Below are 15,183 nucleotides of genomic sequence, written 5' to 3' on the forward strand. Positions count from 1 at the left end.
ACAAAAATAAGGGATTCTCAGACACTTTTTATTTTTGACTTTCGGATAGCAATGAAATTTTTTAATTAAATTCAAAATATTTTCTTAATCTTGTTAAATGTTAACTTATTTTTAAAGTAAAAATCTATTATGTTCGAATATTATAGAATTTCATTGTTTTTTAAAGATTATATAATTCATAAATTTATGATACTTCTTGTATTATTTTATGGATTATTTTCAAATACAGTAGCTGCCGGAACAAGCATTGCTGCAATCAACCATCTTTCAAAAATCGCGTTAACAACAAGTTTTACTTCTAATCCACCTGCGGTTAGTGGAACAATTTCCATTTGCCAAGGCCAATCCATTACCTATACTGACACATCTACTGGAGTAGGTACAAACCCGATATATGCTTGGTCATTTGGTGGAGGAAATATTACATCCTTTGCATCAGCAAGTCCACCAGCAATTATTTATAACACTTCTGGAACATTTTCAACTACATTAACAGTAAATGGTATAATTAGTAGTGTTACTGTGTTTGTAAATAGTGGAACTCCAAGTAATCCCATAATAACTGTTACACCAAATGTTGGTTGGGCAGTTACTAATTTTAATAGCACAAATTACTTCAATTATTGTGCAGACGGATCAAATGGGGGATTATTTATGTTTTCTACAAACTCAACCAACACTAATACAAACACTCAACATGCAATTAATTGGGGAGATGGTTCGCCAATTACTACATCTACAATAGCTAATATAACGGACGAATTTCATGCATACACAACTAACGGAATTTTTCAAATTACATATACGGTAATTTTACAATCTGGATGTAGTTATACCAAAACTTATAATGTTTTTATTGGTGCCAATCCTACCGCATCAATAATAAATAATGGAGTTCTAGTATTATGTAATCCGGGAAGTGTTCAATATTCAATAATACCAGGTGCTCAAAATACTTTTGGAACAATCTATACATTCCAAGTAAACGATACTAACCCTTCACAAACGCAAACATTTACGCATGCTCAAGTAATTACTCCTGGTTTTTCAGTTACACATAATTTTGCTACAGTATCATGTAATACAAGTTCAAATATTAACGGAACAGTATATCCTAATTCATTTCAAGCTTCAATCACTGTTTCAAATCCTTGCGGAAGCAGTTCTAGTGCTATTGGCCCTATAAATATTCAATCAAAACCTAATGCTAATATTTCAGCTAATCCGGCTAATAGTCAAATTTGTTTAAATACATCCGTTGTTTTTACAGACACTACAACTCCAGGTACCAATATTGGGTCAAGTCCAACTTTTACTTGTACACAAACCTATCAAAGATACTGGCAAATAACAGGCCCATCAGGACTATTTATTGTTCCAGCAACGGGAATTCTTGCCGCAAATACATTTATTTCTGTTATAGGGAATCTGGGCTTTAATGTAAATTTACCCAATAACCCTTCAATTTGGACTGGCACAGCAACGAATACATTAACCATTACATTTAATACACAAGGAACATATAGTATCACCTTATTTACTTCGGGATCAAATAACTGCGGTATAACATCTCAAACCAAAACCATCTGTGTCAACCCAGAAGTTATTGCAGATTTTACAATGAATCCAACTACCGGCTGTTCGCCAACTACGGTAACTTTAGACAATTTATCTAGTTTGCCAGGTTGTACCAATACCAATGTTTATGCATGGCAAGTAACCCCTTCAAATCCTCTAAATTGTCCAAACGTTACTAGTCCAGGTTGGAGTTTTACTTCAGGAAATGCTTCCTCTTTTGAACCTGAAATTACATTTACTAGCGCGGGAATATACACTGTTCAATTAACAACGTCATTACAAAACGCAATAGCAGGTCTTTTATGTCAGCCTGATATAAAGACTCAAACCATAACCATTAAAGATAAACCAAGAACAACACTATCACCACAAATCATATGTGAGGGAACTACCATAACTTTAAATCCAACCGTTTTTAATTGCTATGCTACACAAGCGGTTACATATTCTTGGGATTTTTTAAGTAATCCAGCTGTAACCATTTCCGACACAACAGCCTCAAATCCAACAATTATTTTTACTTCACCCGGAACCTATAACTACACTTTAACGCTTACAAATGAATGTGGAAGCATTCCTTTTTCAAGTTTTATCCAAGTTGATCCAGCTGTGCAAATAACCGCTTCTGGTCCTACAGCCACTTGTTTAAACACAGGTATTCCTCTTATAGGTTCTATTACGGGTGGGGCTACCATAGGAACTTGGACAGCTTCTATAACAGGTGGAGTATTTTCACCTAGCACTGCAGCTTTATCACCAACCTATACACCACCAACAAATTATACAGGAACAATAACCTTTACGTTAACGTCTGCAGCTCCAGCAGGCCCATGTCCCCCTAAAACAATTTCGTTTCAAATAGTAATTAACGCACAAGCAACCGTAGAAGCTGGTACTTACAATCCAGTTTGTCTAAACGGTTCGGTTCAATTAAATGGAATCGTTGGCGGTGCCGCTTCATCAGGTAGTTGGACGTCTTCAAATGGTGGTACATTTTCCAATGCTAATAGTTTAACTAGTACTTACTCGCCTCCAACAGGATTTATAGGAACAATTGTTTTAACATTAACTACAAATGACCCACCAGGACCTTGTAATTCAGTAACAGATACCGTAATAATTACGGTTATTCCTACTCCGACTATCAATTCCATTTCTAATGCAGTTGTTTGTCATAATGGAAGTGTTGGACCCATTTCTTTTTCAGGAACTAGTGCTACAAATTTTTCGTGGACGAATAGCAATCCCTTAATTGGAATTGTAGCTACTGGAACTACTACAATTAGTTTCGTAGGAACAAATACAGGTGCTACACCTATAACAGGAACCATAACAGTTACATCATTTAATACTAGTGGAGCTACTTCATGCCCCAGTACACCAACTACATTTACAATCACTATCAATCCTAGAGGACAAGTTAATACCATTCCTGGACAAGTTGTTTGTAATGGAAATTTAGTAACTGTAGCTAATTTTTCAAATACCAATACTGGAGGCACAACAACTTATGCGTGGACAAGTACTAATGCCGCTGTGGGTTTAGCTACTTCAGGAAACGGAGATATTCCCACATTTACAGCAGCTAATATAACTTCAGCTCCTATAAATACAACAATTACAGTCACCCCAACATTTGAAAATGGCGGAGTAAGTTGTTCAGGTACGCCTAAAACAATTACAATTACCGTAAATCCTACTGGGCAAGTTAACCAACCAAATAATGAAGTATTTTGTGCTGGAACTGCAACTACATCCACAATTCCTTTTTCAACTACAAATACGGGAGGAACGACTATATTCAATTGTACAATTGATAACAACACTATTGGATTACCAGCAAGTGGTTCTGGAAGTATTCCTATATTTACGCCCATAAACAATGGAACTTCACCCATAACTTCACCCATAACTGTTACGCCTTTATTCAGTAACGGAGGTGCTGCCTGTCTAGGAACTTCAAAAATGTTTACCATTACAATTAATCCAAAAGGACAAGTCAACACTATTTCAAATCAAATAATATGTAATGGTGATTCAACAGCAGCGGTTGCTTTAAGCACTACTATTATTGGAATAACCTCCTATTCTTGGACAAACTCAAACTCAAGTATAGGAATAGGATTAACTGGTATTGGAGATATTCCTACTTTTGTAGGTGCAAATAGTAGTAACAGCCCAGCTGTAGGTAATTTTGTAGTTACACCAATATTTTCAAATGCTTCGGTAAGTTGCCCCGGACCAACTCAAACTTTTAGTATCACTGTAAACCCTGTTCCACAGGTTAATACAATTTCTAATCAGGTGGTTTGCCATTTAGTATCGACATCTGCAATCAATTTTACAACTACAAATACAGGTTCTGGAACAGTTAGTTATAACTGGGAAAATGATACCCCTTCAATCGGATTAGCTGGAAGTGGCTCTGGGAATATTGCTGCTTTTAGTGCTTTAAACTCAGGTACAGCTCCCGTTATAGCGACCATTACTGTCACCCCTTCATATGTTAATGGAGTAGTAACCTGTTTAGGTACTCCTAAAATAGTTACTATTACGGTTAATCCAAAAGGACAAGTCAATACAATTTCAAATCAAACGGTTTGTAATGGTTTGCAAACTAATGCAATAAATTTTAGTACTACAAATACAGGAGGCAACACAACTTATAGTTGGGTAAATAATCTTTCAAGTATTGGTCTTTTGGGAAGTGGTTCTGGAAATATTGCAGCTTTTAATGCATTAAATAGTACCGCTTTAACAGTTATTGCAACTATTACAGTAACCCCAACTTTTGCTAATGGTAGTTCAACTTGTATCGGTGCACAGCAACAATTCACCATCACAGTCAATCCGAGTCCCGCAGTTACTTTTACCCCAACAAATCAGAGTATTTGTTCTGGAGATAGTTCAGTGTTGGTTACTTTGGGCAGTGCTACAGCTGGAGCTACTTACTCATGGACAGCGGTTCAACCAGCGGATATAATAGGAGTAACCACTTCGGGTACTACAACTATCCCGGTTCAAACGTTGACCAATGCTAGTAGTGCACCAATTACCATTACGTATAATGCTACGGCGACTATTGCAGGAGGAGCTACTTGTGCAGGAGCAGTTTATACATATACTATTACAGTTAAACCCAGACCAGCTATTACAGAAGCATTTACTTCAAATACATGTAGTGGTTCAGGATTTACAGTAACTCCTTTGTCTTCCGCTTTAAATAGTATTCCAACTGGAAATAGCTACTCTTGGCCAGCACCATCAGTTATTGGTGGACTAACAGGAGGTGCTTCAGGAGTAGGTCAATTGTCAATTACAGGTACATTATTTAATCCAACTAATACGAGTCAAACCGCAATATATAGCGTAACACCAATAGTTAATGGATGTATAGGAACTGCTTTTACGGTTACCGTTACAGTTAATCCAAAACCAGTTATAGCTGGGGTAACTCCAGCAGCTATTTGTTCAGGAACTTCCTTTAGTGTAACTCCTAACAATTCTGGCACTACCATTGTACCTTCAGGCACAACTTATATATGGACTGTAGGTGTCAATCCTAATATTACGGGTCAATCTGCCTCAACAGCCACTGGAATTACAATGATTAGTCAAACTTTAATCAACGGGGTTAATACCTCTCAATCTTTGATTTATACCGTAACACCAACTTCAGGTTCTACGGGTAATTGTGTTGGAACTCCTTTCACTATAACAGTTACTGTTAATCCAAAACCTACTATTACAGATGTTACTCCTGCAGCAATATGTTCAGGAACAACCTTTAGTGTAACGCCAAGTAATTCAGGAGCTACTATTGTTCCAACAGGAACGACTTATACATGGACTGCCCCAGTGAGCATACCTTTAGGGGCTATTACAGGAGGTATCGCACAGCCTATAGGTCAAAATAGTATTAGTCAATTATTAAACAATACAACAAATAGCACGGGCACATTAGATTATACCGTTACCCCTACATCAGGAAGTTGTCAAGGAACTCCATTTCATATAATTGTAACGGTAAATCCAATTCCAGGGACGTTGTCTTTGACAAATCTCTCTTATTGTAATGGCGTTTTAACTGCTCCAATTGTTTTTAGTAATGCAGTGAGTGGAACTACTTATGCATGGACTAACTCTAATCCGTTGATAGGATTAACCCCAACAAGTGGAGTAGGGAATATCCCTGCATTTACAGCTACTAATGGTGGTGCTACTGCTATTACTTCTACAATAAGTGTTATTGCAAGTGCCAATGGTTGTTCTAGAGCAGCAGAGACTTTTACCATCACAGTCAATCCGAGTCCCGCAGTTACTTTTACCCCAACAAATCAGAGTATTTGTTCTGGAGATAGTTCAGTGTTGGTTACTTTGGGCAGTGCTACAGCTGGAGCTACTTACTCATGGACAGCGGTTCAACCAGCGGATATAATAGGAGTAACCACTTCGGGTACTACAACTATCCCGGTTCAAACGTTGACCAATGCTAGTAGTGCACCAATTACCATTACGTATAATGCTACGGCTACTATTGCAGGAGGAGCTACTTGTGCAGGAGCTAGTTATGCTTATACTATTACCGTTAAACCAAGACCAGCGATACAAAATCAATCAATTGTAATCTGTAATAATCAAAGTTTTACTATTAATCCAATTAATGGTACACCAACGTCTTCTTCAATTGTACCTGTAGGAACTATATATACATGGACTATTGTTCAAAATCCAAATATTACAGGAGCAACAGCAGGGACTGGTACATCAATTAATCAAACGTTAACTAATTCATCAAATTCTGTACAATTAATAGATTATAATGTAATTCCTACTTATTTGAATTGCCCTGGAAATCCTTTTTCAGTAAGGTTAACAGTTAATCCAACTCCTACTGTTCAATTTTCTGGTTTCAATCAAGTTATTTGCAATAATTCTCAAAGTTTGCCAGTTACATTGAGTACAAATGCAACTGGAATAATTAACTATTCATGGACTTCTAATAATCCAGCTGGAATAACTGGAATTATTAGTTCAGGTACAAATAGTATTCCATCACAAACATTAATAAATAACACAAATAATCCAATTACAATTAATTATACTGCATTTGCAGTAATCGCTGGTAGTTTAAACTGTCAAGGTCCTTCATCAATTTATACTATTATAGTAAATCCAACTATATTGACTTCGAGTGTTTTAACTAATTACAATAGCTATAATGTAAGTTTTTTTGGAGGTTCAAACGGAGCAATAGATTTAACCGTAACAGGTGGTTCCGGAGTCTATACCTATAATTGGACTGGTCCAAATTCATTTGTAAGTTCTTTTCAAGATATTTCTAATCTTGTTGCTGGAAATTATTCAGTAAGAATAAATGATGGATATTGTAACCCTGTAATTCTAAATTTCACATTAACACAACCACCAGAATTATTGATACAAGAAAATCTTCAAGCACATGTAAACTTATTATGTTTTGGAGATAACAATGGAAAAATTGGTGTAACGATTACTCAAGGTTCAGTAGCACCTTACACTTATCAATTATTAAATTCAAGTGGTCTCTTAATTAATACAATACCATCTACAAATTTATTAAATGTAGTATTTAATGGTTTAATTGCGGGTACTTATTCAATTAAAGTAACCGATTCAAATAATGGTGTAAAAACAATTTCAGGAATAGTTGTTACTCAACCAAATGATATTATTATTACAGCAATTACTACTCCAATAACTTGCTATGGTGGCAATAATGCATCAATTACATTGACTGTAACCGGAGGGACATCTCCTTACACAGGAAGTTGGAACAATTTAGCAACGGGACTATATCAGAATAATCTCTCTGCAGGAACTTATACAGTATTAGTAAAAGATACAAATAATTGTCCTAAACCCATTACTGTTATCATTCCTGAAGCACCAATTTTTACAGTAAATCCAGTAGTAACAAATGTTTCATGCTTTGGAGCGAATGATGGTAGCATCAATTTGAATTTTATAGGAGGTATTTCTCCAATAGTGTTAACTTGGAGTGATGGAAGTATAGCTGGAACTACAAGAAATAATCTTGGCCCGGGAACATATTCAGTCACTATTAGAGACAGTAAACCGTGCTATATTAATAAAACGTTTATTATTGTTGAGCCACAATTGTTAGTTTTAGCATCAAACATTACAAACGCTTTAGATTGTAATAATGCAAATAGTGGTTCAATAAATTTAATGGTTTCTGGAGGAAATCCTCCTTTTACCTATTCATGGTCGAATGGAGCAACTACCGAAGATTTGACAAATGTCGTTGCGGGTAATTATTCTGTAACCGTTAGAGATTCTAAAGGATGTACAAAATCTGCCCTATATGTAATTAGTAGACCGCCGCCAATTGTTTTAGGTGTTCAAACAAACACGAATTTTAATTGTGTTACTAAGATAGTAAAACAAACATTTGTTGCACAAGCCTCTGGAGGTGTTCCTCCTTATAGTTTTAATTGGTCTAGCGGAACAGTTAGTGGTGTAAATAACCAAATCATGAACACATCAATAAATGGAATGATACTACTTCAAGCAACGGATGCTATTGGTTGCAGTACTAATTATACTTTTAATGTCGATATTCCAACTCTTGGAAATATTTCATTTAATTCAAATTCGTATGCTTTTGCAACCTATGGAAGCTATTCAATCAATGACCCGATACAGTTTACAAATATTGCTACTGGAAATTTTATAAGTGTAAATTGGAGTTTTGGAGATGGAACCTATTCAACTGATTTAAATCCAATACATCAATATGTTTCTTCGGGGACTTATATTATAACTCAAACTGTAACTTACCCTTTTGGTTGTGTCTATGACAATGTAACCTCAATAATTATTGGAGAAGGGTATGCATTGGTTGTGCCTAATGCATTTACTCCAAATAATGATGCCTTAAATGCCTACTTTCAGCCTAAATATAAGGGATTAACTGATTTCGTTTTAGATGTTTATGATACTTGGGGAGAACTGATTTATTCTGAAAATGGCGATGCAATTAGAGGTTGGGACGGAAAGGCAAAAGGTGTTGATTCTGAAAACGGTAACTATTATTATAAGGTTTCTGGAAAAACTTTTTATGGAAAAATCATTGAACAACAAGCCTCATTTGTACTTATTAAATAAAAAAATGAAATTAAAAATAATATATATAGCAACATTATGTTTTTTCTTTACAAAAAGTAAAGCACAAGATCCTATTTTTACGCAATATTTTATGGTTCCTCAAACAATAAACCCTAGTTTTACTGGTTTTATGGAAACTTTTAATGCTGGTATTATCCATCGAACACAATGGCCTGATTTAAATTTAAAAGTGGATACGGATTATGCTTTTTTTAATACATGGGTAGAAGGAATGAATAGCGGTGTTGGTGTGAATGTTTTGAATCATCGAGAAAATTTCACGAATTATAATTACACTCAAGCAAATGTAAATTATGCTTTTAAAGTAGAGTTAAATGACCAATGGTATTTTCGACCCGCAATAGAATTTGGATTAGGCACGAAATCATTTGGTTTTCAAAATTTATTACTTAATGATCAAATTAATATTGATACAGGCATAATAAATAGTTCCTCAATTGACCCACTATTATTAAATGACAAGGTACATTTTTTTGATTTTAATGCAGGAATGCTTTTTAATAATGAAGATGTTTGGTTTGGGCTTTCTGTAAAACATCTTAATCGGCCTAATATTTCTTTTTCAAATACAGGAAATGTGCCTTTAGCCCCATTTACTTCTGTAATAGGGGGGTATGAAATGAAATTGTCGGATTATGCAATTTATAATTTCCTGCCAAACAATACCAAAATATTATTTACAGCCAATTACATGAATCAAGGCCAATTTAACAGATTAGACATTGGAACAGGAATATTTTTAGACACTGTTTTCTTTGGAGCTACAGCGGTCACCAATCCTATGAAAGCAGCTCCAAATAGTCATTTACTAACATCTTTAAATATATTTACTGGTTTAAGGTATGAACATCTCAAATTTTCTTTCTCTTATGATTTGAATACATCAAAAATTGGAAGAACTGGAGGTATATATGAGTTATCTATGACTTACCAATTTGACTTGGATGCCAAATGTCTCGGATGTCCTAATTATTATTAATTTAATAATTAGATTGTGAAATATACACAATTAATCATAAATAATTACTGTTATTATTTATATATTTGAAAAATTAATAAATTAAATATTGCTGATAAAATGAAAAATATTTTTCTAATTATAGTTTTCTTTTCAATTAAATGCAACGCTCAATGTATATCTGGAGATTGTGAGAATGGTTTTGGAACCTATCTTTATGAAGACAATACAAAGATAGAAGCAAATTGGAAGTTAGGAAAACCTAACGGACAGAGTTCAATTTTTTTCGCATCTGGGGCAACTTATATCGGGAAAATGAAAGATGGAAAAAAGTCAGGAAAAGGAAAGGCTATTTCAAAAAACAATACAGTAAAAGAAGGTGATTTTGAAAATGATTTGTTGAATGGGTTTGGTAAAATTTCATTTTTAGATGGTCAAGTTTATGAAGGAATTTTTAAAAATGATACCCTTTCAGGAATTGGTAAGATAAGATATAAATCTGGAGATAGTTATGAGGGTCAAATTCTAAATTTTGATGAATCAGGGAAGGGGATATATAAGTATTTTAATGGTGATTTATTTGACGGAAATTTTAAAGAAGGAAAACTTCATGGGGAGGGAATACTTAATTTTGCAAAAGGAGGACTTTTAAAAGGAACATGGAATAATGGCAAGTACATTTCAGGACCAAATAAAAAAAATTCTGAAAATTCTATAAAATTGATACCAACTACGGGAGGTGTTTTTGAAGTAAATGTTGAATTTAATAGTGTACTAAAATTAGATATGATTTTAGATACTGGAGCTGCTGAAGTTTATTTGACTAAAGATATAGTGCTAACATTAATAAAAGCAAAAACAATTAATGAAGGAGATATTCTTGAAGGCGGCTATTTTATGGATGCTAGTGGAAACGTTAATAAAAGCGTAAGATTTAATATGCGTGAAATTAAAATTGGAAATAAAATAATTGAAAATGTAAGTTGTGGTGTAAATGAAAAAATAGATGGTGTAAATTTATTAGGACTAAGCTTTTTGAAAAAATTAAAGAGTATTAGACTAAATTTTGAAAATAACGAATTGGAAATAAATTAGTATAATTTTTTCATAAAATATTACCAATTTTCAAGAGTTAAACAAAAAAGCTCCTAGGAAAATCTAAAAGTTTTTCTATGGCATTTTCTCAACAAAATTTTCCAAAAATTCTAAGATTTGATTTGAGAATAAGTCAATAGCCTTCACAAGTTGAACTAAAAACCTTCAGAGAAATCTGAAGGTTTTTTTGCGTTAGGATATCTATTTATTATTTTCTAGTGTACTAATTATATTTTTTATTTGTTCTACATCAATTCTTTTAGCTTTAATTCTTTTGTCTTTGTCTAAAATATAAATCACTGGAGTAGAGTAAATGTCATATTTGTCTCTCAAATTGTTATAATGAACGCCATCATATACATTTATCCAATCCAATTTTTTCTCAACAATATATTTTTGATATTTATAAAATTCCTGAAGAGTATAAACACTAAAAACTTTTAAATCGATATTCTCTTTCAATAATTCATGATAAACATTTATTAATTTAGGAATTTCAACTTGACAATGACCGCAGTCAACATCCCAAAAAACAAGGATCACGTATTTTGCTTTTATAGAATGTAACCTTAAAAATGTTTTTTCAATTTCTTGATTATTCGCATAAAATATTTTAGTTAGTTCTTCGCTAGTTTTCGCATTTTCAAAACCCATTTTAGCAATTTTATCATGACTTTCCATCGGTATCATTGGTAGTTCTGGAGCAATTTCATCAAGCAATAAAGGACGAAGGATATCAGCTCTAGCAATTATGTTTTTTATTATATTATCGTCATTATAGAGGTCTTTTGCTTTTCCAGTTCTAAAATAGGCATCTACAACATGAATAAAAACTTTGTCAAATCCCATTATTTTTGAAGTTTCATAAGTTGAAACAAAGTGAGCTAACAATAATTTGTACATAATTGAACCCTCAATTGATTGCTTCATAATTCGGTCAATTTCAACAGATACTGAATCAGGATGTCTTGGAACTACGGATTCAAAATAACGGTTCAATCGACCCGAAAAGAAAGGAGTTCTTACAAGTCCATCTTCTTTAAAATCAACACCATCCCAATAATGTTTTCTATAATAACGGTAAACTGCTAAACTGTCGGGCCTTCCATTTGAAGCTTTTGGAATGTCTTTAAGGTACTTTTCAATTTTTAAATTTAGAGCATCACCTATAAATGTGCCTTTATTTTTAGAAATAAAATCCTTTTCGTTAGATTCTATATTTTCAGTAATTAATTTTTGTTTACTTGATACAAAGTCGGTTGAATCTTTTTTATTCATGCCTTTTGTTTTCAATAAATGCGAATCAAAATCATTTTTTTGTGTTTCGAAAAATTGAATATATTCAAAGAAATCATTCTCTATTTTTGAATTGCTGCATTTTAGGGTAGATCTATAATTTGAAATTGCATCACTATTAATATCTAATTTTTGATTTTGGTCGTCAATAAAAAAATCAAAATAGATAGATTTCCCTTGACTAATTAAGGAATAAATGCCTTTGTTTAATTTATTTTTTCCATTGAAAACAATTCTTCCATTTTTAATTTGTGTACAAGTATCAACAATCATATTTTTATCAAATTGATAAAAAGTTAGGAAGGCAATTGTGTCTTTACAATTTTTTAAATTAATTTTTATTTCATAAGCATTTTGAGCTTTGACAGTATTTATAAAAAATAGAAAAAGTAAGGATAAGATAATTTTTTTCATTCTGAACTAAATAATATTAAAAATATAACAACGTTGATTATAACAAAAATAAAATATTTTATAAATTAAATGTACTTTGACATTTAAAATATAACATTATTAAGAGCTATTTAACATTAATTACCCAGTAATAAAACGAAATCCACATTATGAATGTGGATTTTGAAATTGTTTTATGGTATTGTTTATCGCAATTGGGCTCCTAATTGAGTTTCTAAATTACTTTGAAGTTTACTCATAATCTTTTCAATTTGACTATCTGTAAGGGTTTTGTAGTCGTCTTGTATTTTAAAACTAACGGCGTATGATTTTTTTCCTTTAGGTAAATTTTGTCCAATATATACATCAAATAACGTAATGTTTTTTAATAACGATTTGTCGGTTTGATGTGCAATATTGTAAACATCTTCAAAAGCCACAGTTTCGTCAACTAATAATGCTAAATCTCGTCGCACTTCCTGATATTTAGGGATCTCTGTAAACTTAATTTTATTAGAAAGTGATTTTAAAATTGCATTCCAATTGAAATCAGCATAAAACACTTCTTGCTTTATATCAAAATGCTTTAATATTGATTTTTTTACGGTGCCAATTTCAACTAAAATTTCAGTTCCAGTAGCAATTGCAATTCCCTCCGCAAAAACATCGGAAGTTACTGGTTTATATTGTATTTTGTTAATACCTAAACGAGACAAAATAGTATTTACATAGCCTTTAAATAAGAAAAAGTCAGATGGTTTTTGAGCATTTGTCCAGCTTTCTCCCATGCGGTTACCAGTTAGGAACAAAGTCAAATGCTTTGGCTCCTCAAATCCTGAAGGCAATTTATGGTACGTTTTTCCAAATTCAAATAATTTTAAATCGGAATTTCTTCGATTAATATTAAATGAAACCGCTTCTAATCCGGAAAACAATAAAGACTGTCGCATTGCAGATAAATCGATGCTCAATGGATTTAATATCAAAACATTAAATTCCTCTCTTAGATTTTTTGATAACTTAACATAATCGGGAGTTGTCAATGAATTGGACATCATTTCATTGAATCCTAAAGAAGTCAACTGATTGGCGATAATATTTTGAACTTTGTAATCTTCTGTTCTACTTGAATTTGAAACTGTAGCGTTTAATTTTTTGGTAAAACTAATATTATTGTACCCATAGACTCTAAGCAATTCTTCAATTACATCAATTTCTCTTTGCACATCAACACGATAAGCAGGAATTATTAGCCCCAAACTTGAATCTGAAACACTCGTCACTTTAATATCTAATGAAACTAAGATTTTCTTAATGGTTTCTTTTGGAATTTCTTGTCCAATAATTTTCGAGACATTATTGAAATTTAAAACTACCGAAAAATCTTCAATTTTCTTTTGGTACACATCTATAATATCAGAAGTAATTTCTCCACCAGCAACTTCTTGAATTAAAATTGCAGCTCTTTTTAAAGCATATTCTGTTATACTAGGATCAATTCCTCTTTCAAATCTAAAAGAGGCGTCAGTGCTAAGTGAATGTCTTTTGGCAGTTTTTCTGACAGAAACAGGATTGAAATAAGCACTTTCTAAAAAAATAGTATTTGTATATTCTGAAACTCCAGAATTTTGACCGCCAAAAACTCCTGCTATACAAAGAGGTCCCTTTTCATCACAAATCATTAAATCTTCTTCATGCAAAATTCTTTCAATTCCGTCTAATGTAGTAAATTTTGTACCTGTAGTGACCGTTTTTACGATTATCTTACCATTAATTTTGGCAGCATCAAACGCATGTAGTGGCTGACCGAGTTCATGTAAAACATAATTAGTAACATCAACAATATTATTTTTTGGGGTTAGCCCAATAGATTTTAGTCTATTTTTTAACCATTCAGGGGATGGTTTTACTGTAATTCCAGATATAGTTACACCGCAATATCTTGGGACTAATTTGGCATCTTCAACTATTACATCAATTTTAAGAGTTCTTTTGTCAATTTTAAACTTATTTACTGAGGGGGTAATTAGTTCAGAAAAATTAGTATTTTTTTGAATTAATCCTGCTCGTAAATCTCTTGCAACTCCCCAATGACTCATTGCGTCTGCTCGGTTAGGAGTTAATCCAATTTCAAAAACTTCATCTGTTTCGATATTAAAAACTTTAGATGCGGGTGTTCCCGGTAGTAATTCTTCTGAAAGAATCATAATGCCGTCATGACTATCGCCTAAACCTAATTCGTCTTCAGCACAAATCATCCCATGACTTTCTTCGCCACGAATTTTTCCTTTTTTTATTTCAAATGAATTTCCTTCTTTATCATAAAGTTTAGTTCCAATTGTAGCAACTGGAACCATTTGCCCCACTCCAACGTTAGAAGCTCCACAAACGATTTGAATTGGAGTTCCAGTTCCAATATCTACTGTAGTAACTTTTAGTTTGTCGGCATTTGTATGTTGTAAACATGTTAAAACGCGTCCAATAACAACCCCTTCTAAGCCACCTTTTAAACTTTCATATTTTTCAATACCTTCTACTTCTAACCCTAAATCGGTTAATATGTCAGCCGTTTCTTCAGATTTTAAATCAGTTTTTATAAATTGTTTTAACCAGTTGTAAGATATTTTCATTATTAATTTTTCAGATTATTTTTTCTGTTTTATTCGGAATTT

General features: G+C 32.9%; 5 protein-coding genes. 3 read left to right on the forward strand and 2 right to left on the reverse strand.

Annotated elements, in window-relative coordinates; translation table 11 throughout:
* Nucleotides 1-186: 186 nt before the first annotated feature.
* The 3 genes from AC9UEH_RS02810 (at nucleotide 187) to AC9UEH_RS02820 (ending at nucleotide 10,822) form a co-directional block, all read left to right on the forward strand.
* Nucleotides 187-8,748, forward strand: coding sequence for a PKD-like domain-containing protein (locus tag AC9UEH_RS02810; RefSeq protein WP_509528179.1), 8,562 nt, complete (start codon nucleotides 187-189; stop codon nucleotides 8,746-8,748).
* Nucleotides 8,749-8,752: 4 nt separating this feature from the next.
* Nucleotides 8,753-9,748 (forward strand): PorP/SprF family type IX secretion system membrane protein, encoded by a 996-nt coding sequence (locus tag AC9UEH_RS02815; protein ID WP_509528180.1) that lies wholly within the window; start codon nucleotides 8,753-8,755, stop codon nucleotides 9,746-9,748.
* Between the two features lie 99 nt (nucleotides 9,749-9,847).
* Entirely contained in the window at nucleotides 9,848-10,822 is a 975-nt protein-coding gene (locus AC9UEH_RS02820) for a retroviral-like aspartic protease family protein (RefSeq protein WP_509528181.1), read from the forward strand.
* Nucleotides 10,823-11,023: 201 nt separating this feature from the next.
* Here the strand turns inward: AC9UEH_RS02820 and AC9UEH_RS02825 are convergent, their stop codons facing one another.
* Entirely contained in the window at nucleotides 11,024-12,532 is a 1,509-nt protein-coding gene (locus tag AC9UEH_RS02825) for a DUF5106 domain-containing protein (RefSeq protein ID WP_509528182.1), read from the reverse strand.
* Between the two features lie 185 nt (nucleotides 12,533-12,717).
* Nucleotides 12,718-15,141: a phenylalanine--tRNA ligase subunit beta gene (gene pheT, locus AC9UEH_RS02830; protein WP_509528183.1), complete on the reverse strand. Its 2,424-nt coding sequence runs from the start codon at nucleotides 15,139-15,141 to the stop codon at nucleotides 12,718-12,720.
* Nucleotides 15,142-15,183 lie beyond the last annotated feature (42 nt).

Source organism: Flavobacterium sp. (assembly GCF_040402835.1).
In the GTDB taxonomy this organism is placed as follows: domain Bacteria; phylum Bacteroidota; class Bacteroidia; order Flavobacteriales; family Flavobacteriaceae; genus Flavobacterium.